This window comes from Candidatus Aquiluna sp. UB-MaderosW2red, from assembly GCF_900100865.1.
Classification (GTDB): domain Bacteria; phylum Actinomycetota; class Actinomycetes; order Actinomycetales; family Microbacteriaceae; genus Aquiluna.
The window spans coordinates 309477-334790 of sequence record NZ_LT627734.1 but is presented as its reverse complement, the minus strand read 5'-3'; the positions used below and the strand labels follow the sequence as shown (position 1 = coordinate 334790).

General features: G+C 54.4%; 25 protein-coding genes, 1 tRNA gene and 1 pseudogene. 16 read left to right on the top strand and 11 right to left on the bottom strand.

Going from position 1 to position 25314, the window contains the following annotated elements; translation table 11 throughout:
* Positions 1 to 69 precede the first annotated feature (69 nt).
* Positions 70 to 1272, top strand: coding sequence for a CaiB/BaiF CoA-transferase family protein (locus BLP47_RS01825; RefSeq protein ID WP_091852813.1), 1203 nt, complete (start codon positions 70 to 72; stop codon positions 1270 to 1272).
* 35 nt (positions 1273 to 1307) lie between these two features.
* Here BLP47_RS01825 and BLP47_RS01820 read toward each other — a convergent pair whose 3' ends face one another.
* The 5 genes from BLP47_RS01820 to BLP47_RS01800 all read right to left on the bottom strand — a co-directional run bounded on the left by BLP47_RS01820 (position 1308) and on the right by BLP47_RS01800 (position 6695).
* On the bottom strand, positions 1308 to 1964 hold the full coding sequence (locus tag BLP47_RS01820; RefSeq protein WP_091849807.1) for a GntR family transcriptional regulator: 657 nt from the start codon (positions 1962 to 1964) through the stop codon (positions 1308 to 1310).
* A 121-nt stretch (positions 1965 to 2085) separates the two neighbouring features.
* Complete coding sequence (locus BLP47_RS01815) at positions 2086 to 2943, bottom strand: SMP-30/gluconolactonase/LRE family protein (RefSeq protein ID WP_091849805.1); 858 nt, start codon at positions 2941 to 2943, stop codon at positions 2086 to 2088.
* A gap of 52 nt (positions 2944 to 2995) precedes the next feature.
* Positions 2996 to 4489 carry a sugar ABC transporter ATP-binding protein gene (locus tag BLP47_RS01810; protein ID WP_172807166.1) on the bottom strand — a complete coding sequence of 498 codons (1494 nt, stop codon included), beginning with the start codon at positions 4487 to 4489 and terminating at the stop codon, positions 2996 to 2998.
* Between the two features lies 1 nt (position 4490).
* Complete coding sequence (locus BLP47_RS01805) at positions 4491 to 5339, bottom strand: ABC transporter permease (protein ID WP_157671352.1); 849 nt, start codon at positions 5337 to 5339, stop codon at positions 4491 to 4493.
* A 192-nt stretch (positions 5340 to 5531) separates the two neighbouring features.
* A complete protein-coding gene (locus tag BLP47_RS01800) occupies positions 5532 to 6695 on the bottom strand; it encodes a sugar ABC transporter substrate-binding protein (protein ID WP_091849799.1) in 1164 nt (387 codons plus the stop codon).
* Positions 6696 to 6998: 303 nt separating this feature from the next.
* Between BLP47_RS01800 and BLP47_RS08630 the strand changes: the two are divergent.
* From BLP47_RS08630 to BLP47_RS01780, 5 genes and pseudogenes are all read left to right on the top strand, one after another.
* Positions 6999 to 7349: pseudogene (locus BLP47_RS08630) on the top strand (alcohol dehydrogenase catalytic domain-containing protein); the annotation flags it as partial.
* 60 nt (positions 7350 to 7409) lie between these two features.
* Positions 7410 to 8009, top strand: coding sequence for a zinc-binding dehydrogenase (locus tag BLP47_RS08540; RefSeq protein WP_249883374.1), 600 nt, complete (start codon positions 7410 to 7412; stop codon positions 8007 to 8009).
* Between the two features lie 24 nt (positions 8010 to 8033).
* Entirely contained in the window at positions 8034 to 9461 is a 1428-nt protein-coding gene (locus BLP47_RS01790) for an aldehyde dehydrogenase family protein (RefSeq protein ID WP_091849795.1), read from the top strand.
* 2 nt (positions 9462 to 9463) lie between these two features.
* Positions 9464 to 10294, top strand: a complete 831-nt coding sequence (locus BLP47_RS01785; RefSeq protein ID WP_157671349.1) for a CoA ester lyase — start codon at positions 9464 to 9466, stop codon at positions 10292 to 10294.
* A complete protein-coding gene (locus tag BLP47_RS01780) occupies positions 10294 to 11433 on the top strand; it encodes a CaiB/BaiF CoA-transferase family protein (protein ID WP_091849791.1) in 1140 nt (379 codons plus the stop codon). The genes BLP47_RS01785 and BLP47_RS01780 overlap by 1 nt, the downstream gene beginning before the upstream one ends.
* An 864-nt stretch (positions 11434 to 12297) precedes the next feature.
* On the opposite strand, the gene BLP47_RS01775 is transcribed toward BLP47_RS01780, so the two are convergent.
* Positions 12298 to 12525: a hypothetical protein gene (locus BLP47_RS01775; RefSeq protein WP_091849789.1), complete on the bottom strand. Its 228-nt coding sequence runs from the start codon at positions 12523 to 12525 to the stop codon at positions 12298 to 12300.
* Positions 12526 to 12829: 304 nt separating this feature from the next.
* On the opposite strand from BLP47_RS01775, the gene BLP47_RS08600 reads away from it, so the two are divergent.
* Entirely contained in the window at positions 12830 to 12958 is a 129-nt protein-coding gene (locus BLP47_RS08600; RefSeq protein WP_256381062.1) for a hypothetical protein, read from the top strand.
* Between the two features lie 74 nt (positions 12959 to 13032).
* On the opposite strand, the gene BLP47_RS08410 is transcribed toward BLP47_RS08600, so the two are convergent.
* Positions 13033 to 13356: a hypothetical protein gene (locus BLP47_RS08410; protein WP_157671346.1), complete on the bottom strand. Its 324-nt coding sequence runs from the start codon at positions 13354 to 13356 to the stop codon at positions 13033 to 13035.
* A gap of 29 nt (positions 13357 to 13385) precedes the next feature.
* On the opposite strand from BLP47_RS08410, the gene BLP47_RS08625 reads away from it, so the two are divergent.
* From BLP47_RS08625 to BLP47_RS01725, 8 genes are all read left to right on the top strand, one after another.
* Positions 13386 to 13730, top strand: coding sequence for a helix-turn-helix domain-containing protein (locus tag BLP47_RS08625; protein WP_091849785.1), 345 nt, complete (start codon positions 13386 to 13388; stop codon positions 13728 to 13730).
* A complete protein-coding gene (locus BLP47_RS01760) occupies positions 13621 to 15000 on the top strand; it encodes a type II toxin-antitoxin system HipA family toxin (RefSeq protein WP_197672384.1) in 1380 nt (459 codons plus the stop codon). The genes BLP47_RS08625 and BLP47_RS01760 overlap by 110 nt, the downstream gene beginning before the upstream one ends.
* Before the next feature lie 329 nt (positions 15001 to 15329).
* Complete coding sequence (locus tag BLP47_RS01755) at positions 15330 to 15941, top strand: helix-turn-helix domain-containing protein (RefSeq protein ID WP_091849781.1); 612 nt, start codon at positions 15330 to 15332, stop codon at positions 15939 to 15941.
* Positions 15934 to 16623, top strand: a complete 690-nt coding sequence (locus BLP47_RS01750; protein ID WP_091849780.1) for a hypothetical protein — start codon at positions 15934 to 15936, stop codon at positions 16621 to 16623. Before BLP47_RS01755 ends, BLP47_RS01750 begins: the two co-directional genes overlap by 8 nt.
* A 577-nt stretch (positions 16624 to 17200) precedes the next feature.
* A complete protein-coding gene (locus tag BLP47_RS01745; RefSeq protein ID WP_091849779.1) occupies positions 17201 to 17473 on the top strand; it encodes a GNAT family N-acetyltransferase in 273 nt (90 codons plus the stop codon).
* Between the two features lie 51 nt (positions 17474 to 17524).
* A complete protein-coding gene (locus tag BLP47_RS01740; RefSeq protein WP_091849777.1) occupies positions 17525 to 17794 on the top strand; it encodes a DUF1778 domain-containing protein in 270 nt (89 codons plus the stop codon).
* A gap of 790 nt (positions 17795 to 18584) precedes the next feature.
* Complete coding sequence (locus BLP47_RS01730; protein ID WP_091849773.1) at positions 18585 to 19748, top strand: IS481 family transposase; 1164 nt, start codon at positions 18585 to 18587, stop codon at positions 19746 to 19748.
* Positions 19749 to 19950: 202 nt separating this feature from the next.
* Positions 19951 to 20934, top strand: coding sequence for an IS481 family transposase (locus tag BLP47_RS01725; protein WP_091849771.1), 984 nt, complete (start codon positions 19951 to 19953; stop codon positions 20932 to 20934).
* A gap of 238 nt (positions 20935 to 21172) precedes the next feature.
* Here BLP47_RS01725 and BLP47_RS01720 read toward each other — a convergent pair.
* The 3 genes from BLP47_RS01720 to serS all read right to left on the bottom strand — a co-directional run bounded on the left by BLP47_RS01720 (position 21173) and on the right by serS (position 23376).
* Positions 21173 to 21260, bottom strand: a tRNA-Ser gene (locus tag BLP47_RS01720).
* A 17-nt stretch (positions 21261 to 21277) separates the two neighbouring features.
* Positions 21278 to 22108, bottom strand: coding sequence for an HAD family hydrolase (locus BLP47_RS01715; protein WP_157671343.1), 831 nt, complete (start codon positions 22106 to 22108; stop codon positions 21278 to 21280).
* Positions 22108 to 23376 (bottom strand): serine--tRNA ligase, encoded by a 1269-nt coding sequence (gene serS / locus BLP47_RS01710; protein ID WP_091852810.1) that lies wholly within the window; start codon positions 23374 to 23376, stop codon positions 22108 to 22110. Before serS ends, BLP47_RS01715 begins: the two co-directional genes overlap by 1 nt.
* Before the next feature lie 41 nt (positions 23377 to 23417).
* Between serS and BLP47_RS01705 the strand changes: the two genes are divergently transcribed.
* The gene (locus tag BLP47_RS01705; protein WP_091849767.1) at positions 23418 to 24359 is read left to right on the top strand and encodes a diacylglycerol kinase family protein; all 942 of its coding nucleotides are present in this window, start codon (positions 23418 to 23420) and stop codon (positions 24357 to 24359) included.
* Here the strand turns inward: BLP47_RS01705 and pheA are convergent.
* Positions 24356 to 25279: a prephenate dehydratase gene (gene pheA / locus BLP47_RS01700; RefSeq protein ID WP_091849765.1), complete on the bottom strand. Its 924-nt coding sequence runs from the start codon at positions 25277 to 25279 to the stop codon at positions 24356 to 24358. The genes BLP47_RS01705 and pheA overlap by 4 nt on opposite strands.
* Positions 25280 to 25314: the final 35 nt, after the last annotated feature.

Here is a 25314-nt window from a genome sequence, read left to right as displayed (position 1 = left end):
GCGGTGCGTCTTCTCCCATGAGGCCCGTTCGGCGGTGTAGTGTTGCAGTCAATCAAGGGAGACCTAAGAATGACTATGGCCGTCCGACCTTTAGAAGGTATACGCGTAATTGAGATGGGGTCACTCATCGCTGGCCCTTATTGTGGGCAAATCCTTGGTGACCTCGGCGCCGAGGTAATAAAAATTGAACCTCCTGATCAGGGCGATGCTCTCCGCTCCTGGGGACGGCAAAGCGAGGACGGGAAAGGGGTTTGGTGGTCCACTCTTGCGCGGAACAAGCAGTCGGTCACGTGCAACCTGCGCATGAAAAGCGGGCAGCGAATCGCGGGCGAGCTCATATCGCAAGCCGATGTGCTCGTCGAAAACTTTCGCCCCGGCACTCTTGCGAAGTGGAACCTGGCACCCGAAGATCTCATGAAGAAGGATCCTCGCCTAATCATCGCTCACGTTAGCGGCTACGGTCAGGATGGACCTTATGCCCAGCGCGCCGGCTACGCAGCGATCGGCGAGGCGATGGCTGGTCTCCGACACCTGGTCGGATATCCAGACCGACAACCAGTGAGGGTCGGTCTATCACTCGGGGACTCTCTCGCGGGACTTTACTCGGCCCTCGGTATAATCACTGCATTGTACGAGCGCGAGCATTCGGGAAAGGGACAAGAGGTCGACACAGCGATATACGAATCTGTGCTCGCCTTGACTGAGTCTCTGCTAGCCGATTATGCGATCTTCGATGTGATTCGCGAGCGCACCGGGCCGACGCTACCAGGAATCGCCCCATCGAATGCGTATCTCGCAGCCGACGATCGCTACGTTGTGATTGCTGCGAACCAAGACACCGTGTTCTCGCGCCTCGCATCTGCCATGGGGCAGCCCGAACTCGCAGAGGATGTTCGTTTCAAAACCCACATCGCGCGGGGAGAGCGACAGACCGAGATCGATGAAATCGTGGCTCAATGGGCACTTCAGCATCCCTCGGAGGACGTCATCGCTCTTCTAAACGACGTAGGAGTGCCCTCGGGCGGTATCAATACCGCCGCCGACATCCTGACAGACCCCCACGTCCAAGAGCGTGCAGCCGTTGCCTGGGTGCCCGCGCAAGGCATCGGAGTGGTGCCGATGCCAGCTCCAATGCCGCGCCTCTCGCGGACACCGGGAGCAATCGTTCACGCTGGGCCGGATCTCGGTGCCGATACAGATAGCGTCCTCAGCCGAATTCTTCATCTCGACCCGCACGAGATTGCAGCTCTCCGGAAAGAAGGAGCGGTTTAAGGCTGCCCGCTGCAGTTCATAGCTGCGCCCGAGTGCTACCCAGCCTCGAGCTGCGTCATGGCGGCCTGAGCGCCCGCCGAGATGTGCTCATAAAGTGCCGCCGCGACTTTGTCGGCATCATTTGCTCTCAACGCAGACAGAACAGCTTCGTGCCCCCCTATCGACTCGTGCACCCGGTCGCTCAAGCTAATGGCCTGGTATGGCACTCCATTCCAGAGCTTCTGAATAAACTCAAGAAGAACCGACATGCCCGAGAGTGTGTATAGGAGCATATGAAACTGCTTGTTCAGTGACGGAATTAGATCAAGGCGATCGTCCTGCGCTGCCTGAAGCATGTCTTCGTTGATCGCAATCAGGCTCGATATATCGTCATAAGTCGCGCGGCCACAGGCTGCTCGAGCCGCATACGGCTCAAGCACCAACCGGAGCTCATAAATTTCACGAGCTCTTTCGAGGTCAAATCCGAGCACCACCGCGCTTGAGTGTGCCCGAGTCTCGACAAACCCCTCAGCGCTGAGGATCTGCAGCGCCTCGCGAAGAGGGGTGTAGCTCATGTTGAGCTCTTTCGCCAACACCGTCAGTTTTAGTTGCATGCCAGGTGGAAATGTTCCATCCCGAATCGCTTCACGAAGCACTCTCGCGGCCATAGAGCTCTTCGTTACAGCGTCATCGAATCTGCCAAGCAATGACATTGATCACCTAATTCACTATCCGCATCGACTATAAAATATATAAGGTACAGGAACTACCGCTGAGGTTCCTATGTGCAACGCTCGGAACAATCGGATAAAAATCTGCATGCTGGCCCAATAGCTACACCGGCCCCGCCACCGACACCCGGACTGCCTGGATCTTCCCATCTCGTGTGCGCTCCGTAACCGCCGGCATGTAACTGTCAGCAGTCGAAATAAAGAGTGTACGGCCGTCGTCTCCCCCAAGAACGCAGTCGATGGCGCAGCGGCCAGGGACTTCAATACGGTCAGTGATTTCGCCACCCTCGAGCACGCGGAGAAACTCTCCTGTCTCGAGCGATGAAATCCAAATTCCACCCTCGAGGTCTACGCAGCTTCCATCTGGAGTCGTCCCTTCGGGTAGCTGAGCCCAAATCCTGCGGTTGTCTAGGTTGCCGTTCTGCAAGATGTCAAAAGCTGTCATGACATGGCCCCACGTCTCTCCAAGCACGAGGGTCCGAGTCCCAGGCACTATGTTCGCGCTGTTGGGAAAAACAAAGCCGTCGGCGGCGAGGCGGGCAGATCCATCCGGCTCAACTACGTAAAGCGGTCCTGTCTTTGCTTCCTCCCCGCCGTAAACGTCGTATCCGAAGGCGCCCACATATGTCCGCCCTGTTTCCGCGTCAACCATGAGGTCGTTAATCAGTGATTCGCTTACCTTTGTGAGGTCCGCAAAAATGGAGGTCGTTCCGTCCTCGTTTATCGTCCGAAGTACTCGTTCATTCATCGCACTAACGATGAAACGCCCGTCAAGAAGCCAGCCAAGCCCAGAGGACTGGCAGTCGAGTGTCGTAAGGAGCCGGGGAGTATCCTCATGCACAGGGTCTAAGACGAAGACTTCTCCCGTGTGCATGTCGGAAAACCAGAGCTTACCGTCCCTCCACCGGTTTCCCTCGGGGAAACGCATCCCAGTTACCACGTCTTGCAGTCTGTCGTTCATAATTTGATACTCCTTTGTAGTTTTTCAATCTGAAGTCGCCTAAGTCCCGAAGTCACAGGCACGCTCGGCTGACGTAGGCCACATTTTGATGCTCCCTGGGGATCTCCTCGACGAGTTCTCCACCACGCATGATGAGAATCCGATCAGTAAATTCCACGACCTCTTCGACATCAGACGAGGATATAATCACCGCGGATCCCTTGCCTGCTAGGTCCCTGATCACGGAGTAAATTTCTCGCCGCGCAGCGATGTCAACGCCCTCAGTTGGCTCGTCGAACATGAATACTTGCGCGTCGCTGAGTAGCCAGCGTGCAATGACCACCTTCTGCTGGTTACCACCGCTGAGTTCGCTCATTTGCATGCGTGCTGCCCCTTCCGGCTTAGTGTCAAGTGCGTTCAGCATTTTCGATACGATCTTGATCTCTGCGAACTTATTGAGCAGGGGATTCTTGAACTTGCGTCCGACGCGAAGCGTCGCAAGCGTTACGTTCTCAGTCACGTTGAGGTCTGGGATTACCGAGGTGCGCATGCGCCCCTCGGGCACGAAGGCGAGCCCTTGTCTCACTGAAGCCATGGCGGAGCTAGGCACGAACGGGACACCAGCCAACTCCAACACCTCGGCTTCAGGCTGTCCATACATACCCCACAACGTGTTTAACAGTGAGCTTCGACCAGCGCCGATCAGCCCAGTTATGCCAAGAACCTCGCCCCGATGAACCTCGAAATTCACGTCGCGAAGCTTCTCTGGGGTGCACATTCCGCGCACCCGCATTAGGACCTCTTGGTTTCCCGATGAGCTCTCAGACTCAGCCTGAGTCACAGCTCGCCTCTCTAGCAATGAACCGTGGTTTCCTGAGATGATATCGGCGAGAGCGTCCTTTGTGAGTTCGCTCGATGGTTGATCGCAGATTATCGCTCCCGCAGACATTCCGAGAACGCGGTCAGAGATATCGAGTACCTCCTGTAGGCGATGCGAGATATAGATAGCGGCGATCCCGCGATCCCGCAGCCGTTCGATTATCGCGAACAAACGCTCCGTCTCCGCGCTTGAGAAGGCCGCCGTCGGCTCATCCAAAATTATGACGCGCGGGTCGCGCACCAAAGCACGGCCGATCATCGTCAATCGGTGAGTTGCCGGGGATACTTCGCTCGCGTGCCGAGACATCACCTGCTCTAGACCTAGCTCCACCGCCACTGAATTCAACACCTCACGGTCCACTCGACCGCCAAGCGAGATATTTTCCGCGACAGTGATTTCCGGAACGATAGAAAATTGCTGCGGCACGAGCGCCACGCCATGCTTGCGGGCCTGCCAAGGACTCCATCGTTCGACGGTCTCCCCCGCAATCTCGAGCGACCCCTCATCCGGCCGAACAAAGCCAGCCATAATCTTGCTCGCAGTTGACTTCCCAGCGCCGTTGTGGCCGACCAAGGCGACGACTTCCCCGGGGGCCAACTCCAGCCGGAAGTCCAAGAGCGCGAGCGCCCCGCCATACCGCTTCGTCAGACCTTGAGCTCTCAGAACCGGACTAGTCGGGTTTGTCATCTCACATGCCCCCCTTGCCGGTAACGATCCGAGCGAACCACACGGCGCCGAGCAAGATCGCGCCCTGAAAGAAGTAGCTCGTGTAACCGCCGACATTCGCGAGGAGAAGACCATTTGCAACAATAGAGGCAAGCAATGCTCCTACTAAGGTGCCCGGGATGTTGAATTTACCCATCTTGAACATCGCGGCCCCGATAAAGCACGCAGCGAATGATGGGAGGAGAACTTCGAGCCCTGTTAGCGGATACGCCTGCGCCTGCCGTCCCGTGTAGAGTACCCCCGCTATCACACAGAGCGCTGCGGAGACGACAAAACCGAGCATGACAACGCGGCGTACGTTGACCCCGGCAAACCTTGCGGCCTCCGAGTTCGAGCCGACGGCCTTGAGCTCCCGACCGAAGCGGGTCTGGTCCAGCATCAGCCACACAAGACCCGCGATTGCCAGCGTAATCCAGACCAAGATCGGCACACCCAAAGCGTCGGAGCGCACGAACCCGACAAACGACTTGTCGATCCCCACCGAGATCGACTTGCTATCTGAGACAAAGAACTCACCACCATTAAGCAGCGATGCCGTGGCGATGGTGACCACCAGCGCGTTGAGCCCTCGATACGCCACGAACCAACCATTCACCAGACCCAAGATTACTGCCACGACGGCCATGATGAGAAGGGCCGATATGACCGTCAAGTTAAAGTTAGCCATCAGAACGGCAAAGAACACCGTCGCAAACCCGGCCATCGCTTGAATCGAAAGATCAAATTGCCCCATGATCAGGACCACCGTTAACGCACAGGCCACGATGGCTGGAAGCATGGCCCCCTCGAGTATGGTGGCGATGTTCTCCATCGATAGGAACCGCTCGTTAATTAGCTGGAATGTGACAACTACGGCAACCAGGATTAATGGGACACCCCACGGCCCTAGCCGACGCCGAAGAACGCTGGCCCGCGTCGACCCTGACCTCCGTTGGGTCAGGGTCGACTCCTCAGTGTTACTCATTCGATCATTCTCCTTTGAATCTCAGTTGACTTTATAACTCTACGAGCAAGGGAACGATGCACCCCAACTTTTCACCATTGGGTCCTTCCAGGCCCCTTGGTTTTGAGTCCAGCCGATGCCGGAAGCAACGCCCTCTCCATTGAGTTGGTAAGCGGTCTCCTTGGTGAACAGCTTCATCGGGGCTGGATCCTCGAAGGCCTCCAGGCGATTAGCCTCAAGGCCGGCGAATTTGCCGAGGATGCTTTCAACAGTCTTGAAGGACTCGTAGTCGAAGTCCATCCACGGCATGGCCTTGAATGGGTTCTCCGGATCGGCGAGCGCGGCAATTCCAACCGACTGAGCAACTGGACCGTAAACTGCGATATCTTTAGCTTTGCCCGCCGCAATTACAGCCTGAGCTGCTGCTGTCACCGACACTGGGTAGATGTTCCAGATGGCTTTCAGGTCTGGATGCTTGGACATGAAGGCTTCCGCGATCCTGGTGGTGCTGCCATTGAGATCGGTGAAGTCGATGTCTGCGCTATCGACAATTTTGATGCGCGGATATAGTTCCGCGAGGCTGCGCACAATTTGGACGCGGGGGCCGAAAATGTCAGCGCTCGAGTTCACTAGCGCGACCTCGATATCACCTTCGGGATGTTGGAGGTAAAGGTCCGAGTACATGTACGTGGCCAGATCCGCAGCTTCCATTCCCATTGGGACGGTGTAATCACTGTTGATCAGAGGATCGAGCGCAGAGAAGGACCACTGACCGAATACCGGAATTCCAGCAGCTGCGGCGTCTTGAAGCTGAGACTGCACGTCGCGCGCGCTAACCACCATCAGGATGATTGCGTCGACGCCCTGGTTCACGTATGCCGAAATCGCCTGCTGGGATTTTGCCGCTGAGCCCTGAGAGTCCGACTCTATGAATGTCCAATTAAGGCCGGCCTTTTCCGAAGCCTGCCTAAGTGCTGCAACTAGAGTTCCCTCATTCTCATCCGCAGAGGTGAGGTGGACTACGCCGATTGTCTTGCCGCTGTAGTCGGCGCAGATGTCACCCGAGATTACAGGGGCGGTTTCTGCGCTGCTGCTGGTGGCTGTTTCGCTAACAGCGTTCGTGCAACCGGCCAACGCCATCGATGCAGCCATAATGGTTGCGATCCACTTTGCCCGGCGTAAGAAACTCGATCGCCTCGTGTGAGGTGTGTTCCGAATTGTCATATGATCCTCCTTGATCAGCTAACTCCTGTTAGGCAGGAGCGCACTTGAAATCTATGGGGGCGACACTATGAACGCAAGTATAATTACGTAAATGTTATAAAGCCAATGATTAATTGAATTGTTGCAATTCAGGCTTGACGGAATGCATCGCTTCGAACTAACGTTTACGCAAGTTGTAAATAGTTCAATGAGGAACTTAAGAATGGAGTCAAAGTGACTATTACTGGAATCACCACCGTAATCACCGAGCCCGGAAAAGTGGAGCAGCGCGAGTATGCGGTTCCGGCTCCCGTACCCGGCGGAATGATCCTAAAGATGGTACGAGCAAACGTTTGTGGGTCAGACGTTGCAATTCTGAACGGACGGCACCCCACTATCAACGTCGGGTGCTGCATGGGACATGAGGGCATTGGCACTGTCCATGCTCTGGGTTCAGGAGTTAACACCGACTTCGCAGGCCACCGTCTCCAAGAGGGCGATCGGGTCGTCGCGACATACTTCCAAGCGTGTCGTCGATGCCCAGAGTGCAACTCCGGCAACCTGAACCTATGCCGCAACGGATACGAGGGTTGGAGCAAGACGGCCAATGAGGCACCCCATTTCCATGGAACATACGGAACGCACTGGGCCATCGGGCCGAATCAATACGTATATAAGGTGCCCGACCATGTGACGAGCCGTGCCATTTCGTCCGCAAACTGCGCACTATCTCAGGTGACATTTGGCGTGGAACTGGCCGAGGTAACTCGAGGGCAGAAGGTCCTCATTCTCGGCGCAGGCGGTCTCGGGGTCTGCGCGAGCGCCGTCGCCTCAAAACGTGGCGCGGAGGTACATGTCGCGGAGGTGGTGACCAGCCGACTGCCAAAGGCACTTGATTTCGGAGCCCATAACGCGATTGACTTATCCATTCCGGACTCCTCCGAGGGTCGAGTTGCTCAGCTTAGAGAAGCCACAGGTGGAGAGGGTGCCGACGTCGTCATCGATCTCACCGGCGCCGCCACGGCCTTCTGGGAGGGCGTCCAATCGGTTCGCAAGGGTGGTATTTTCATCTCGATCGGAAGCATCAGCCCAGGTCGGTACACCGACTTCGACCCTGGCTATTTCACGCGCAGCGGCATCCAGATGCGCGCAGCGCTCCGTTACCCAGCACCCGTCCTGGGACGTGCTATCGAGTTCGTCTCGTCTACAACTGATCTTCCCTGGGAGACCCTGGTCGATCAGGAATACACATTCGACCAAGCAATGGACGGTATCAACGCTGTGGCGGAACGATCCATCACCCGCGGTGGAATCGTCTTTGATTCCTCAATTTGACGATCTGAGTACAGGAGAAACCTTATGACCACTCACTGCTTTATAAATGGCGTAGATGTTCCTGCTTCCACCACTTATGTCAACATCGATCCGTCGACGGGAAAGGTCCTTGGCGACGTTGCCCGCGGAAGTGTGGTGGAAACCTCTTTTGCTGTCGCTTCGGCACGGGAAGCACAAATTGGCTGGGCCGCGACCTCCACGGTGCGTCGCGCAGACGCGCTCGACAATTTTTCGCGTCTCATCCGCACGCACATAGACGAGCTCAGCTTGCTCGAGAGTGAAGATACCGGAAAGCCGATTTCACAGGCTCGTAACGACGTCAATGTTTGCGCTCGCTACTTCCAGTTTTACTCCAGGGCGATTGAATCGTTCTATGGATACCAAATTCCCCTTGACCCGCAGTATCAAGCGGTAACCACGCGGGAACCTTTTGGCGTGATTGCGCACATCCTCGCGTGGAACTACCCACTCCAACTATTTGCTCGGGCAGTCGCGCCTGCAATCGCCACGGGCAATGCCGTTGTCGTAAAGCCCGCCGACGAAACACCGCGCACGGCGGTGCGTCTCGCACAACTCGCAGTGGAGGCTGGTATCCCCGCGGGTGTCATCAATGTCGTCACCGGAATCGGAACCGAAGCGGGCGCGGCGCTCTCAGCGCAAGAGGGAATCGATCACATCGGCTTCGTCGGCTCCACCGAGGTGGGGAAGGCAATCGCCGCCGCCGCCGCACAGCAACTGATACCTGTAATCCTCGAACTCGGCGGGAAGTCGCCACACATTGTCTTTGCAGACGCCGATCTGGACGAGGTCGTTCCCACGGCGGTCAGGACCATCATTCAGAATGCAGGCCAGACTTGTTCCGCTGGGTCACGGCTAATCGTGGACCGTCGCGTGCACGAAGAAGTAGTCTCGAGGATCGCAGCCGAAATGGAGAAGGTGCGAATCGGCCCAGGTCGCGAAGACCCTGATCTTGGTCCGCTAATCTCACAGAAGCAACTCGCGAGGGTGGAGAACTACGTTGCAGGTGCATCGGGGAAGGTACTGACCGGCGGCCACGCAGTAGTCGGGGAGGCCGGAGGATTCTATTACTCGCCGACGCTTATCGACAATGTGGACCCTTTCTCTCCCATAGCGCAGGAAGAGATCTTCGGTCCGGTTCTTGTCGCTATGCCCTTCGACACGACGCTTGAAGCTATTGAACTCGCCAATTCGACAGAGTACGGACTCATCGCGGCCGTATGGACTCAAAACATCGACATCGCCTATCGGGTGTCCCAGGGGGTCCACGTGGGACAGGTCTTCGTAAATAACTTCGGCGCTGGCGGGGGGGTTGAGTTGCCGTTTGGGGGGTTCAAGCATTCCGGTTACGGTCGAGAGAAGGGCCTCGAGGCTCTGTTTGCGACGACACAAACCAAGACCACTATCTTCAAAGTCGGTGCTCTGGGCGGATGAGGATGGAGCCTGTTCTCACAGCACTGTTCGTACCTGGTACGCACGGCGAACGCTTTGACACGGCGCTCGCCTCCGGAGCAGATGCAATCATTATTGACCTAGAAGATGCGGTTGCTCCAGGGCACAAGCAGCAGGCTCGGGATACAGCTGCGCGATGGTTGCTGTCCTCACCTGAGGCAGCGGTTTCCCGCACGTGGGTTCGGCTCAACTCTCTTGGCAGCCCCTTCTTTGACGAAGACGCTGCCTTTCTCGGGCACCTCCGACACAACGACCGGTTTCCCGCCGCGGTGATCCTTCCTAAAGCCGAACACCGCGAATCTATTGATGCATTGGGAGACCTACTACCTGATGCATGCGCGCTCATCGCGTTGATTGAATCTGGCGCGGGTGTCGAAGCAGCATCGTCTCTCGCGCAGCACGACCGAGTGAGCAGGCTCGCGTTTGGTGCAGCGGACTTTGCTGCAGATACTGGATGTCGGATGACCGAGATGAGTTTGCTCTATGCGAGGAGCGTACTGGTTGTCGCCTCGGCCGCGGCGGGCCTTGAGGCACCCCTCGACTCACCTTGCTTTAACATCGGGGATTTAGCAACAATCGAGCAGCACGGGAGGCACGGGTGCGAACTCGGGTTCGGAGGATCTCTCTGCATCCACCCATTCCAAATCGCTCCGATTCGAACCGGCTACATGCCGTCGGAGGCAGAGAGGCAGTGGGCGGAAAGAATCCATGCCGCCGAGAGTTCTGCAGGAGTGACCCGTGTCGGAGACGAGATGGTCGATGCGCCCTTATTCAAAAGAGCTCGCAGAATCATGGGCGAGCGGTCAGAGCAATAATGCAACCCTTGGATAACATCACAGTCGTATCGATTGAACAGGCCGTCGCCGCGCCCTTCGCCACAAGACATCTCGCCGATCTCGGAGCTAGGGTGCTAAAGGTGGAGCGCCCCACTGGCGACTTCGCCCGCGACTACGACACCTCGGTGAACGGCCAATCAAGCTACTTCGTCTGGCTTAATCGCAACAAGGAGAGCATCGTACTCGACATAAAAAAAGCAGAGGATCAGCTTCTGCTTCGTGCCATGTTGAAGCGAGCTGACGTTTTCGTCCAGAACCTCGCGCCAGGTGCGATCGATCGGCTGGGGTTCGGGTATGAAGAAGTGAAGTCAATTAACCCGACAATCATTTACACCTCAATCAGCGGCTACGGTGAGACCGGCCCATACCGCGATAAGAAGGCTTACGATCTCCTCGTGGCTTGTGAGGGTGGCCTCCTGAGCATTACAGGCACCGCGGCTGAACCTGCCCGCGTCGGAATCTCGGTGGTGGATATAGCGGCAGGTACCTACGCATTCAGCGGCATCCTCACCGCACTTCTCGCGCGTGCAAGATCTGGGCAAGGAGATCACCTGCGCATCTCGCTTCTCGATGCCATCGGCGAGTGGATGGGACAGCCCTACCTCTTCTCAACCTATTCGGGTGAGCCGATTGTGCGCTCGGGCGCGAACCATGTCACGCTGGCTCCCTATGGCTCCGTGGAAACGAGCGACGGAGCGGTCTTCTTGAGCGTCCAAAATCAGGGCGAGTGGTTGCGCCTTTGCAGCACAGTACTGGAGGACACCACTCTTTGCGACCATAGTCATTTCCGCACCAACGGCTTGCGAGTGCAGCACCGGAAAGAACTGCAAGAAATCCTCAGCAAGCGCTTCGAACGCACCACGACTTCGGAGGCGATTGAGTTGCTGGAAAGCGCTGGAATCGCAAACGCGGTGTTGCGCACAATCGAAGGGCTCGCTGAACACCCACAGCTAGAGTACAGGAATCGATGGCACCAGATCGAAACAGAGGGAGGCCCGATCAGGGTCATCAAACCGCCTGTCGAAGTCACCAGCTACGACTACCGCTGGGATCCGGTGCCGCGCCTTGGTGAGCACACTGAAGCAATTCGGGCCGAGTTCACGGACTTTGAAGACTGAATCCATCAATGGCTCGCCTTGTGTCTTCGTCTACTCCTGTATTGTGAGCGACTTGGTCAATTTGACGGATCTCAATCGAACTGCTTGGCAACGAATATGTGAGATACCAACTATCCATCGTTACAGCCCCAAGCCGATGCTGAGACGACGCTTATCTTGAGAACTAAAGTAAATAACGCCAAGGATCTGGGAGATCGGTTAGGTGCGATGAGGACGGATGCGACATCGCCAGCCATTGAACTGCCGGCCTTCGCTTTGGGGCCTTTTTTCCGATTGGTTGACGAGCGTTAATAGGCGCTCATCGAAAACAGCTCGTAGAATCGGGGCAGAAAGCTGGCCCTTCCTGGCTTCCGCCCCATTTGCGGGCATGGCCCGATCTGGAATTCAGCGTAAAATTGAGGCGAAAGTTGAACGAAGCCTTTTCGCTTCTCCAGAATCGCGCAGTTGTGCAAGGCTTCACCTTCCGATATGAACCAACTTTCGCAATAAACGTCGACTCCAAAGCCCTTGAACGAGCCGAAATACGCGCTATCACTCGCCGACTATAGGCCCACGTTTGACCTTGCCTAAGCATCAATCCGACTATTGCGCACACGCAGAAAATCGTTCGCGTTGCCACGGTAGGCGCGATACTGGTCGGCGTTGCTAGCGAATCGTTCGGGGCTTCTTGCACGCCGCTAGGGTCGCGCGGCTCCTTTTGCAGCTCTAATTTCAGTGGTGCCGAAGTAGGCAAGGACGGGTGTGTTTAGGCCAATGCCGACGCATTAGACGTATGCGCGGTGCCAGAACCCGACGGCTGTTACCTTCTTATCATCGGTCAGGATGAGCTTGTCAAATTCTTTGTGTAAGCGAGCGGATCTTTGGTTAGCTGATTTGGGGGTTTATTTGTTCAGGGAAGGCGAGGGCCGGTTTCCAGCTCGCTGTGATGACACCCTCGGCGTGGCCCCCAAAGGCTTTGCTTGGTGGCTCGGATTCCCCCTCGTTATTGGGCGCGAAGGTGTGGAACGGAATGAGTCTCTCCCACGCGGCTTCCCACGTTCCGACCGGGTTCGTTTTTTCAAACCCCCACTGTGAGGCTGCGAACTCTTCCATTGAAACCCTTACGGCCTCGGCGTTCAGGCCTCATGGTCCGGGCGAAGCACCGCTGAGACGCCCCTTAAAACTTTGAATTTCATTTTCAACCTCATAGTTGAAACTTTGTGCCAAAAAAAATGCGTTGATTGGATTTTGGAGCACAGAATACCTGTTTCACAGGTTGCCAAAGAGTATGGAGTTTCTAGGACTTGGGTTTATTAGTCACTGAAACGACATCGACTAATTGGGGAAGAAGCCCTCATAGCTCCCTGTCTGAACCGAGGCTGGTTGAACCAAGCCGCTAACCTGAACGTTGTATTGAGTGGTAGCCGGGTATTTGACCGCCAAGACGGTTGTTGCCGCTCAGGCATGGCGCAGGCCAGCTATTTCGGGTAAAACTTGGCCGAAAGAGTCAGTTCCGATGTTGATCATTTCTAGGACTGAGATGTAACAAATCTCCATATATTCGGCACGGTCGGTGGGATATTCGTAATTTTCTGACCTACCGCTGTAGCCACTGTCAAGTTATTCCTCGACGTTGTTGATGTCGACTAGAACGTCGATGTGTGTGAAATTGACTCCGTCGGCAATAGCGAGAGCGAGGGCAATAAATTGTCCGCTGGTGAAATTTTCGCGGGTTTTATTTTCCAGGATGCCTGGAGTGAGCTTCACGTAGCATTTCTCGAAGAGCATGACATCGAGAGTTTCTAGCACTGCAACAAATTCCTGCAGGGCTCGGACTGCACATCGTTCGGGGTGTCGCTGGTGCGGTGAAGGCTTTTCTCGCGAAGTGTGTCCAGAGCCTGAGTGCGGCGGGCCATGCAATATAACGTCTGAATTATTATACATTGTTTATGGTTTAGGCTATAGTGACCAGTATGAACGGCATTACTCGAACAACCGCGGAGTGGCAGGTCTTTATTGGTGCATCGCTGCGTGGCGCGCGGCTTGCTCGTGAGATTGACCAGCAAAGCTTGGCAGATCGAGCATCCATCAGTCGAGCCACACTAAGCAAACTGGAGAATGGCGGTCCGGGCACTCTGGCGGTCCTCATCAAAGTGGTTCGCGCGCTGGGACGAACCGATTGGTTTGAGCTACTTGACGAAACCGGCGGTGAGATCAGCCCTTTGGCCTTGGCGCGGGAGCTTTCCCTCCAACCTGGCAATAGACAACGCGCACCGAGGAAACGAGTTGGGAAGAAGACGAGCACCCATGGCGTTTGAATCGGCGCAGCTCATCAAGGTCTACCTTTGGGGGCAGTATGTCGGTGCTCTTGCACGCGGCACCCGATCCCGTGCCTATGTTTTTGAGTACACACCGGAGTGGGTTCGTACCGGTATCGAATTCGCGCCATTAACGATGCCGGGCCGGACTCGGAGCTACACGTTCCCAGGACTGCCGGTCGAGACGTTCTATGGGCTGCCTTCGGCAATCGCTGATGCCCTTCCGGACCGTTTCGGTCACAGCATTGTTACTGCTGAACTGGAGCGCCAAGGTGCCAGTCTTGGCAACCTCAGTGCGCTGGACCGGCTGGCTTATGCCGGTGCGCGCAGCATGGGGGCTCTTGAATTTGTTCCTGATGTCGGCCCAGGCGCGCCGGAAGCATCCATGCTCAACATCGGCGAGCTTGTAAAGGCGGCCCGGAAGGTGGTAGCTGGCAAGCTCGGCACGGACAGCGAATCTGAAGCCGCGTTGCAGCAGATCCTTGCTGTGGGCACTAGCGCTGGAGGGGCCCGCGCCAAAGCGGTTGTGAATATCGATCCGGACACAGGGGCGCTCTATCCGGGCCAGCAAGCAGTGCCCGGCTTGGAGCCTTGGCTGCTGAAGTTCGACGGCATCGGTGTGGATAGGCAGCTTGGTGCCACTCAGCTGTATGGACGCATTGAGTATGCGTATTCCCTTATGGCGCAGGCTGCGGGTGTCACGATGGCACAGACGCGTCTATTGGAAGAAAACGGGCGGGCACATTTTATGACCCGCCGCTTCGATCGTCCGGACGGTCTGACAAAGCTGCATATGCAGTCGCTGTGTGCCATGAGCGAGTTGGATTACAACGCGGTTGGTGTTCACGACTATGCCCAATATCAAAACGCGATTGTCGCTCTCGATCTCGGTGAAGCTGCTGCGGTTCAGGGATTTCGCCGGATGGCGTTCAACTTGGCGGCTGCAAATTGTGACGACCACACCAAAAACTTTGGGTTCCTGATGAACTCGAGTGGGCAGTGGTCACTCGCCCCCGCATACGATGTCACACATGCGTTCAACCCCCAAGGCCCTTGGACATTCCAGCATCTGATGAGTATCGGAGGCAAATTTCAAGGCATAACCCATGCAGAGCTCATGGTGTTCGCTGAGCGTCATAATGTTCCAGGGGCCGCGAATATTCTCAACGAAGTGAATGATGCCGTCGACTCCTGGGCAATGTTTGCCGCTACCGCAAAAATCCCCACCAGCGTGTTCGGCGCCATTGCCAAAGACTTCCAACGTGTTTGATTTGCAGTCACGCCGGCGGCGTTCAATGCTAAACATTTCGAGGCTCCAGCCCGCGACGGAAATTCTATTTTCATGAAAGCCCTCCCAACCACCCGCAAACCCAAGCCAACCGAGGGCACTTTCATAAAACTCTCAAAAAATGGTTAGCGGCTCGACCAAGGCAATAAAGACCTAAAAGAACTGCATGAGCTGCTGGATGAATTTCGAGAGGTCTGTAACACCAAGCGTCTGCATCGCTTGCCCACAGTTGTGGTGAACTTCATCGTCGTCATCCATATAAATACAGACGCAGGCTTCCATGTTTATATAAATACTGCAATACTGGTCCCATGAAGAACGTGGAAATCACTTGGCGCACTCTGGCCGATGCCGCTCTGGGTGGTCAGCGAGATTGGAGCAGCATCGGCGAGATTGCGGATGCCGCCTCGGTCGCCCCTTCTACTACCCACCAGGCACTGGGACGACTTATCGACATCGGGGCTGTGCGCGCGAACCCGCTTCGTGGTTACACCGTCGTTTCGCCGCAGAAGCTAATAGAGGCCCTCGCCGCGCACCGCAATCTACGCGCGGACACTGTGGCCTCAACCACGTTGACCGCAGCGCAAGAGTTTCTCGACGGCACTGAAGTCGAATACGCACTGAGCGGCAGCAGTGCCGCCGTGCATTACCTCGGTGGCCGCAATACTGTTGCCGATCTCGGACGACGGATCCTCTACACAACCCACCCCGTCTCTCAAAAGGACTTCCCAAAGTCAGACGAAGTCATCCTCCTCGGCCAGGACTCAGTCGCGGCACGTACTTGGCGATCCGGATACGCCAGCCTCGCGCAGACCTACGTGGACCTGTGGGCGAGTCCCGGGTGGCAGTCCGCCGAGTTCCTGCGCGCGCTAAAGACAAAGCTGTTCGCCGAAGCCGATTGGGAGCAGCGCACCAGTGCCTAGTCTCTACGAAGATAACAACGGAGTCATCCGTGCTCTTCTCGACCGGCTTGGTCACGACCTTGAGCCTTCCATCCTCATCGGCGGGTGGGCAACATTTATTCGCGTCGGCGGCGAGATCAGTCTCGACATTGACCTCATCACTTCCCAACAGAGCCGCCACAAACTCGAGCAACTGATGACCGACCTCTCGTCGAGCCATAACCACCAAGGCAGAAAGCTTCGAGCCACAATCGACAACGTTCACCTAGACATCTACCTTCCCTACGAATCCCAACTCGGCGACAAGCTTCGCCTCAAAGTCGAAGTGCTCGCCGAGTACTCTGACGATCTCAAGTTTGAGAAGTGGACGCTGCTTTGTATCGAAGCACATATATCCACCAAGATGGCAGCCCTGCTCGACCGACACTTCTCAGAGAAGGGCAAAAAAGATGCACGTGAGATTCTCGCTCTGTTGAAACTCGAGAATGTCGACCCCACAGTCGCAGCAGAGATCCTTGGGCGAGCGTCGAGCGTAAGCATCGAGGATCTGCCAGTCATGATTGGTAATGCATTCGACTTGATACGTACCATCATCCCGCTGTCGAAAATTGAGCAGAAGCTAATCGCCTCGACAAGGAAATCATGGATCGCCGAACTGCAACAGCATGGCTTACGCTCACAAGAAAAGCGCCCGCGGCTCTGAATGAAATTTGATGATCGTGCGGAATCACCCGTAAAATTAGGCAAAGCTGCAGAGACCCGGCTCGATGCTGCTCAGTTGTGGGCAAACGCGATTCGAAATTCGCGATTTGTCGTATGTACGGCGACCCTGACAAGCACTTTGACAAACTGCCCCTTGAGGGATTCGAGCCCCAACCTTCTGATCCGCTATAACTGGCCTGGCTGATAACCAAGGCTGGGCGATGGCCCGGTTGCTCTTGGCAAATATGTCCGTTTCCTCCTTTCGAAGGGAATCTGTGCGTAACAGATAAGTGCCAGCGTTGCGATTTATTTGCTCCTAGCGTTATTTTGCGGTTGAGTAATCTTGGAACGTGGACTTTCATTCAAGCGAAGTAATACCTTTTGATCGAGATGTGCCTAGGGAAAATTTCTCCTGCGGAAATAGGGTCATGGATGAGTGGCTGAGGTCATAGGCTGGCCAAAACGAAGACAAGTTTCGCACTCGAACGTTTTTTGCTGTTGACCGAGACTCTCTTCAGCTCCAGGGAAACTTCACAACTGTTTTTGGGGAGGTAAAGCCCGGGGCTGACTTAGACGGGATAGCAGTTTCGAACTACGCGAAGCCAGCATTTCTGATAGCGAGATTAGCTGTTGACCATGCCGCTCAAGGCCGAGGAATCGGCAAATTGATGCTTGGAGAGGCTTTGCATAAGGCTCTTGGCGCCTCTGAATCTGCTGGATTGGAAATGGTCATAGTTGACGCTATAGATAACAACGCAATCGCTTTCTATGGCCGATTTGGATTTATCAGGCTTGACTCGGAGTCAAACAGAATGTTCATGACCATGAAGCAGCTGAAAGTCTCTCTGTAGATTTGACGCGTACGTACAATCTATGTACGCTGTCATTGGAAGGGGAAACAGATGACTGATTCACGAATCAACATGAGGATTTCTACTAAAAATCATGAAGAAATCAAGGCTGCGGCTCAACTAGCGGAGCAAGATTTAACCACATTTATGGTCTCGGCTGCCCTGGAAAAAGCCGAGCGCCTTGTTGCTGAGAGCAATATCTTTAAACTCACTGCAGTGGAGTACCTTGCACTTGAACGGGCTTTGAGTGAGCCTGTTGTCCCGAATCCAAGATTGCGCGAACTTTTGAAACTCACTAAGGCCAACGCCAGTTTGAGCTGAGCCAGATCGGAACGGCTGGGCTCCTCGATTGTTGGCTTTCGACTGCGGGTGGCAACCCCGGCAATCAGATTTTCTTGACGCTTTAGATCAAGCGCTTGTCGCAAAGTGCGCCAATCTTGCCCAGTTATCATCCGGCAGAGCTTGATAGGCAAAACATCACTGGGGCACACCCGATAAAGCCGGTGCGTAATTGCTGCAAGATCGAGTTGAATTTATTTAGTTTTATAACCCCGCATGTTTACCAGGCCTAGCAAATACTGGCCACTCCTAGCTGTGAATGCTTGGAATTCGCTACTCATTGATTTAGGAGTGCTGGCTTCCGCCTCCAGGCAGGCTGCCTTTCGTGGTGGATAGGGTCTCTGGCCCGGTATTTAAGTAGATGAAGAAACCCACGAAGTCTTGAAAAGCATCGTGGCTCTCAGTGCGCTTGGAGGTGTCATACGCCAGGACATAGTTCCCATATGTGTCGAGACATGGTTCCCGACTCATGACAATCTTAAGTGAAAACGCAATCGAACCCACAAAGAGTTACTGGCCAAAACTAAAAGCTCCAGAGAATTCTCTGGAGCTTTAGATCATGATGCCGGGGGTCCGTTTGTCAAGTACGTCTCGACACATCACAATGGCGGAGGCCGTGGTGTCATACGCCAGGACATAGTTCCCATTCTATCCAAGACATCGTTCCCGCATGATGCGGGAGATGATTCCCACCTCAACACGTTTTTTGCTCCCAATCGTGGGTTCGGTAAATCTCTGATGTTCAGGACATAGTTCTCAATGAAAATGGAACATGTCGAAATCAAATGTGATTGTTTTGTCCGTTGTTCAACAAGGCCTTAGCGCAACCCAAGCTGCGGAGAAGTTTGGGGTCTCAAAACGCTGGGTGAACATACTGCTAGGTCGCTATCGCTCAGGAGGCCTAAAGGCTCTCGAGCCACTGAGCAAAAGACCTCGCAGGAATCCCAATAAGACCTCCACCGCTTTGGAGAATCGAATCGTCAAGTTGCGGCTGGAGCTTACTGAAGCTGGTTTTGACTCGGGCCCCGCCTCGATTGCAGCAAGACTTTCACTGCTTGGCAAAAAGCCACCGGCAATCTCCACGATCCACAGGATCCTTCACAAGCATCAGTTGATAGTTCCGCAACCGAAAAAGCGACCTCGCTCCAGCTACATCAGATTCGAGTCCTCCCAACCAAATGAGACCTGGCAAGCCGATTTCACCCACTGGCCACTGGCCGATGGAACCGATGTTGAAATCCTGAACTTCTTAGACGATCACTCCAGATTCCTGCTGGGCTGCCGGGCCTACATCCCAGTCACCGGGCGAAGTGTCGTTGATTTGTTTCTAGAGCTGGTTGTCGAGTTTGAGCCTCCGAAATCAACCCTGACCGATAACGGCAGGGTCTTCACGGCACGGTTTGGCAAAGGCAGAAACGAGTTTGAATACAAACTCAGTGACTTAGGGATCATTCAGAAAAACTCCTCCCCGAATCATCCCCAGACCCAAGGCAAGGTCGAACGGTTTCACCAGACTCTGAAAAAGCACCTACTTCAAAAGCCCAAAGCCGAATCGCTTTGGCAATTGCAACAGCAACTGAATTACTTCCGCGATCGCTACAACCACGACCGCCCACACAGAGCCCTAGAAGGAAAAACCCCAGCCCATGCTTACAGCTCAACGCCAAAGGCAGCACCTGGTGATGAAAGCGACTTTGAACACGCTAGATCCCGTCATGACAAGATCGACCAAACTGGAAAAGTTTCACTTCGACGGGCCGGAAAACTTCACCACTTGGGGATTGGCAGAGCTCACGCCGGAACCAAAGTTCTGATACTCACAAACAAAACACATGCGTCGGTTATCAACCCAAAAACTGGAGAACACCTAAGCGAACACTTAATCCAGCCGGATCGAAACTATTGGAGAAATGAAATGAACCCACGAAAAAACTAATTTCGTGGGTTCATTCGGGAACGATGTCCCGACTCATGACATTGGCGGAGGCCGTGGTGTCTAGTGTCAAAACATAGTTGACACATGTGCCGAGACATAGTTTACAGTCCCAGGCTGTTTCTCTGATTAAGCCAACACCCGAGCGCGGGTTCGGTGTTGGTGGGGTTTTTGATGTGTCGAGACATAGTTGACACTTTGTTTCATGTCGAAAAATGCACTCATAGTTATGTCGGTTTTGGAGCAGAAGAAGTCCGTCACGGCGGTCGCCTTGGAGTTTGGTGTTACAAGGCAATGGGTTCACGAATTGATCCGACGCTATCGGATTTTGGGAGCAGACTCATTTCAACCAAGCTCCAAAAGACCTCAATCCAATTCAAAAGCTCTGACTGAACAAATGCACGCCGAGATTTTCCAACTGCGTCAAGAACTTCTGGCAAAAGGGTTGGACGCCGGAGCACAATCAATCCAGTTTTACCTAATTGCAAAACACACCCGTGCTCCGGCGTTATCAACAATCTGGCGGTCACTGCGGGACCAAGGGCTGGTTCAGCATCAGCCCAAAAAACGCCCAATTGCCTACCGGCAGCGCTTTGAGGCCGACCAGCCGAATGAAACCTGGCAATCGGATTTCACCCACGTCAAACTGGCCAACGGACAGGACATCGAGGTCTTGAATTTCCTAGATGACCACTCTCGCTTATTACTCGGCTGCCAGGCTCACTACCGCGTCACAGCAAGGATTGTGGTTGCTGACTTCATGAAGCTTGTTACTGAATTCGGCGCGCCCTATTCAACGCTTACCGATAATGGCCTGGTCTTCACAGCAAGATTCAGAAATGGTAAAAATGCCTTTGAATACCTTTTGGAAAGCCTTGGAATTGAACAGAAGAACTCAAGGCCGAATCACCCGCAAACTCAGGGCAAGATCGAACGTTTTCATCAGACCCTGAAACGCTGGTTAGCGGCTCAGGCCAAACCAAGAAGCATTCAAGAGCTCCAGGTTCTACTTGATCAATTCCAATACCTCTACAACACCGAGCGTCCCCATCGAGCCGTTAATGGCCAAACCCCGAGGCAGGCATACGACGCCAGGCCCAAGGCAAAACCGAATAAAGACCCAATCTTTGGGGCCGCAAGAACTCGAACTGACCGGGTTGACAGCGCTGGCAAAGTCTCACTTCTTTGAGCTGGAAAACAGCACCACATCGGAGTTGGAAGAGCTCATGCTGGAAAGCAGGTCTTCTTGATCATTGACTCTAGAAGAGTCATGGTCACCGACCTCAGAAGCGGGGAAATACTCAGTGAAAATCAAATCGAACCCACAGCGAGTTACTGGCCAAAACTAAAAGCTCCAGAGAAATCTCTGGAGCTTTAGATCATGATGCCGGGGGTCCGTTTGTCAAGTATGTCTCGACACATCACATTGGCGGAGGCCGTGGGATTCGAACCCACGAAACATTTCTGTTCACTGGTTTTCAAGACCAGCTCCATCGGCCGCTCGGACAGGCCTCCGAGACAAAGTTTAGCGATTAATCTAAAAACTGTAAGCCCTCTAGGGCAGATAGCACCTCGGCCACCCCATCCTGTTCAACCGCCGCAGTGACGGCGGTCGCAGCCATTTGCACTTCCTCGGGAGCCTGACCCATGGCATAGGCATAGCCACCCAAGCCCTTGGCCCATAAGAACATCTCGATGTCATTTCTGCCATCGCCCATCACCAAGATGCGGTCCCCTGGGATATCAAACTTCTGGCGCAATTGCTCTAGGCCGTGGCCCTTATCGATACCCTTTGGAGCGATATCCAGCCACGCGGTGTAACCAATGGCGTAGGAAACAGACTGCAAACCGATCTTGTCCATCAGCCCGACAAAGTCATCGACATCGTGGTCCGGAGAAAGTACAACCACTCGGGAGACCGGGTGGTGCAGAAGCTCCTCTAGCGGGGTCTCGTAGTTTTGATCACCTAGCGCGTAGGTGGGGAAGGCTTTGTGGAAGCGGTAGCTGCCGTCAATATCTTCAACGGCAAAGTGGGCATTTGGCAGCTTGTCAATCAACTCGGTCAAAACCTTTGCCGGGTCAAAGGTTTTGACGTCATAAACCTCGTAGCCCTTTGGGTTAGAGCTATCAAGTTTTATTGTGACCGCTCCGTTGGAGCAGATCGCAAAACCGGTATCAATACCGAGCTCTCGGATAACCGGATAGGCGTTGGCAGCAGCCCTGCCGGTTGAAACCACCACGTGGTGCCCGAGTGCGCGCATCCTTTTAACCTCAGACAAAACTCTTGGAGAGAGGTAGCCGTCGTCGTGCACCAAGGTGCCATCGATGTCTAGGCCAATCAGCCAACGCTTTGGTTCAGTCACTATTTCGCCTTCGGGGTGATGCGCTCGACGCCGCCGAGATATGGGCGCAGGGCTTTGGGGATTATTACCGAGCCATCTTGTTGCTGGTGGTTTTCCAAGATCGCAACCAGCCACCTGGTTGTTGCCAAAGTGCCATTCAAAGTTGCGGCAATTTGGGTCTTGCCGTTTTCATCTCGGTAGCGGGTGTTTAGCCTGCGGGCCTGGAAGGTGGTGCAGTTTGAGGTTGAGGTGAGTTCCCTGAAGTCCCCTTGGGTTGGAACCCAGGCTTCGATATCGTATTTTCTGGCCGCTGAGGACCCAAGATCCCCCGCGGCAACATCAATCACTCGATAGGGCAGCTCGCATTTTTGCAGCATCTGTTCTTGCCAGGCCATGAGTTTTTGATGCTCTTTTTCGGCATCTTCTGGCTTGCAGTAACTAAACATTTCAAGCTTATTGAACTGGTGCACGCGCAAAATACCCTTGGTGTCCTTGCCGTGGCTGCCGGCTTCTCTGCGATAGCAAGTTGACCAGCCGGCATATCTTGCAGGGGTCTCTAGGTCATCCAAAATCTCGTCGCTGTGATAACCAGCCAGGGCCACCTCACTGGTGCCGGTTAGATAAAGGTCATCGGCTGGAAGATAGTAAACCTCCGCTGAGTGCTCGCCCAAAAAGCCGGTCCCCTGCATCACTTCGGGCTTAACCAAAGTCGGAGTGATCAATGCGGTGAAGCCCGCCTCTGAAGCTTGGTCCAAAGCCATCTGCATCATCGCTAGTTCCAGGCGAGCGCCGAGCCCTTTTAGAAAATAGAAACGCGAGCCCGATATCTTGGCGCCGCGAGCAATGTCAATAATATCCAGCGCCTCACCGAGCTGGGTGTGGTCTTTTGGTTCAAACGAAAACTCTGGCTTTTTGCCAACTTCTTTGAGAACCACAAAGTTATCTGCTCCGCCTTCTGGAACACCCTCCATGACCACGTTCTCAATTTGAAACACGACTTTAATAAGCTCTTCATCGGCGAGTTTGGCCTTGGCATCGGCTTCCTTCACGTCGCTTGCGAGCTTTTGAGCCTGAGCGACAAGATTCGCCTTTTCTTCTTTCGAAGCTTGGGCTACTAACTTCCCGTGGGCGTTTTGAGCTGCTCTTAGGGTTTCGAATTCTGCCAGCGCTGTGCGCTTGATCTGATCTAGCTCGACGACCTTAGAAACCAAGGAAGCCTCTTTGCCGCGGGCGCGCTGAGAAGCGATAATTTGCTCTGGGTTTTCTCTAAAGAGGTTTAGGTCAATCACGTTACCAAGCCTACCCGCCGAAGAAGGCATAGGCTTTAGCGGTGCAAGAGCTAGCCGTTATCTTCAACCCAGAGAAAATCACCGAAGTGAAGCTCAAACGTAGCCTGATAAAGGCCGGTCTGAAAAAACCCGTGTTCTTTCCAACCGATGCTGCAACTCACGGAAAAGGTACAACTGCCAGAGCGATTGCGGCCGGCCATAGAAAATTTGCGGTGGCCGGCGGCGATGGCACACTTCGCGAAGTCGCCGAGGCCATCCTCGAATCTGGCCAGCCTTGTGAGCTGGGAATTTTACCGATCGGCACGGGCAATGTTTTGGCCAGAAACCTAAAGCTTCCAATCAATAGCCTTGATGCTGCCTCCAGAAGAGTTGCCAAATCCAGCCGGTATCCGGTGGATATAGGGTTTGCCAGGGTTCTGAAGCACGATGGCACCATCACTGAGTATTACTTCACCGGTATTGCCGGCCTTGGCCTAGACGCCAAGATCATGCAGCAAACCACTCCGGAAAGAAAGCGCAGAGTTGGTTGGTTTGCCTATGTGGAAGGCGGGTTTTTATCGCTGCCGTTGAAGTTTGAGAAATTTGATGTGACGGTCGATGACCAGGAGCCCCGAACCCTCAAGAGTTACTCGTTTTTAGTGGGCAATGCTGGCTGGCTGCCGGGTCAGATTTCGATGATGCCCGACGCGAGTTTGGATGATGGGCGATTGGACATCGCGGCAATTGGGCCCCGAGGGCTATGGAACTGGGTCGATTTACTGTCCCGCATCACTTGGCAGAACAAGATAGTTAGGCCATTGGTTCTGGGGAGAAAGCTGCTTGACCTAACCCAGAATTTGAAAACCATTGAAAACCTGCACGGGGCTCGGATTAGGGTCCGACCTCACAACCCAGTTTCAATGCAGCTTGATGGCGACCCAATTGGTGAAGTTCTTGAAGTTGATTTCTACGTTCTACCAAAGGCGCTGATTCTTAGGGTTTAGCTCCTTAGCGAATTGAGCCAGGCTTGGGCCGAGGTGTAGTCACTATCGGCGTTATTTCCTAAATGAACAGACTCGGTCTGATCGGCTTTTTTATAAGAACCCAAATAAATGACCTTCGGGCTGAAGCGATGCAGCCCCATGAGAGCCTCGGCTATTGCCTCATCTTCAATGTGGCCCTGAGCGTCAAGATTAAAGCGATACCTACCAAAGTGGTCACCAACCGGTCTTGATTCGATGCGAGAAAGATTTACCCCCCTGGCCGCGAACTGCTCCAAAAGCCCCAATAGACCTCCGGGTCGATCATCCGGCAACTCAACAATCACGCTGGTTTTATCGGAGCCGGTTTTTGGGTTGGGCTTTGCCGACTTGCCGATTTCTATAAATCTGGTTTGGGCATTTTTATTATCGCCGATATCGCTGGCTAGGGTTTCCAGCCCGTAAAGTTCGGCCGCAATGGCCGGGGCAATTGCGGCATCGGCATTACTACCATCAGTTAGCGCCCTAGCTGCCGAAGCGGTTGAGCTAGCTGGAATGTGGCTGTGGTCTGAAATGTTTTTAGCCAGCCAACTGCGACACTGGGCATAGGCCACCGGGTGGGTTAGCACGACCTTTATGTCTGAAAGCCTTTTGCCTTTTAGTGCTAGCAGGTTAAAGCTGACCGGTACCAGGTATTCACCGAATATTTGCACACCGGGGGTTGTTGCTAGGGCATCCAAGGTTGCGCTCACGCCACCCTCAATCGAATTCTCAATCGGAACCACAGCCCGGTCTGCCACACCCGATAAAACAGCATCCAGCGCCTCAACCACTGAAGCTACAGGCATGAGTGTTGCGCTGGCCGCCTCAGGCATTTGTCGAACTGCCATTTCAGTGAAGGTTCCGGCTGGACCCAGGTAGGCAATTATTTGCGGAGTAGACATGTCTCAAGATTAGGACAGCCGGGGAGGCTTATAGG

Coding starts and splice junctions, on each gene's coding strand:
- BLP47_RS01780 (WP_091849791.1), top strand. CDS start 10,294: ATGCAACCCTTGGATAACATCACAGTCGTATCGATTGAACAGGCCGTC.
- BLP47_RS08625 (WP_091849785.1), top strand. CDS start 13,386: ATGAACGGCATTACTCGAACAACCGCGGAGTGGCAGGTCTTTATTGGT.
- BLP47_RS01740 (WP_091849777.1), top strand. CDS start 17,525: ATGACTGATTCACGAATCAACATGAGGATTTCTACTAAAAATCATGAA.
- BLP47_RS01730 (WP_091849773.1), top strand. CDS start 18,585: ATGTCGAAATCAAATGTGATTGTTTTGTCCGTTGTTCAACAAGGCCTT.
- BLP47_RS01820 (WP_091849807.1), bottom strand. CDS start 1,964: ATGTCATTGCTTGGCAGATTCGATGACGCTGTAACGAAGAGCTCTATG.
- BLP47_RS01815 (WP_091849805.1), bottom strand. CDS start 2,943: ATGAACGACAGACTGCAAGACGTGGTAACTGGGATGCGTTTCCCCGAG.
- BLP47_RS01755 (WP_091849781.1), top strand. CDS start 15,330: ATGAAGAACGTGGAAATCACTTGGCGCACTCTGGCCGATGCCGCTCTG.
- pheA (WP_091849765.1), bottom strand. CDS start 25,279: ATGTCTACTCCGCAAATAATTGCCTACCTGGGTCCAGCCGGAACCTTC.
- BLP47_RS08410 (WP_157671346.1), bottom strand. CDS start 13,356: ATGTATAATAATTCAGACGTTATATTGCATGGCCCGCCGCACTCAGGC.
- BLP47_RS01790 (WP_091849795.1), top strand. CDS start 8,034: ATGACCACTCACTGCTTTATAAATGGCGTAGATGTTCCTGCTTCCACC.
- BLP47_RS01800 (WP_091849799.1), bottom strand. CDS start 6,695: ATGACAATTCGGAACACACCTCACACGAGGCGATCGAGTTTCTTACGC.
- BLP47_RS01725 (WP_091849771.1), top strand. CDS start 19,951: ATGTCGAAAAATGCACTCATAGTTATGTCGGTTTTGGAGCAGAAGAAG.
- BLP47_RS01810 (WP_172807166.1), bottom strand. CDS start 4,489: ATGACAAACCCGACTAGTCCGGTTCTGAGAGCTCAAGGTCTGACGAAG.
- BLP47_RS01825 (WP_091852813.1), top strand. CDS start 70: ATGACTATGGCCGTCCGACCTTTAGAAGGTATACGCGTAATTGAGATG.
- BLP47_RS01775 (WP_091849789.1), bottom strand. CDS start 12,525: ATGGAAGAGTTCGCAGCCTCACAGTGGGGGTTTGAAAAAACGAACCCG.
- BLP47_RS01805 (WP_157671352.1), bottom strand. CDS start 5,339: ATGGAGAACATCGCCACCATACTCGAGGGGGCCATGCTTCCAGCCATC.
- BLP47_RS01785 (WP_157671349.1), top strand. CDS start 9,464: ATGGAGCCTGTTCTCACAGCACTGTTCGTACCTGGTACGCACGGCGAA.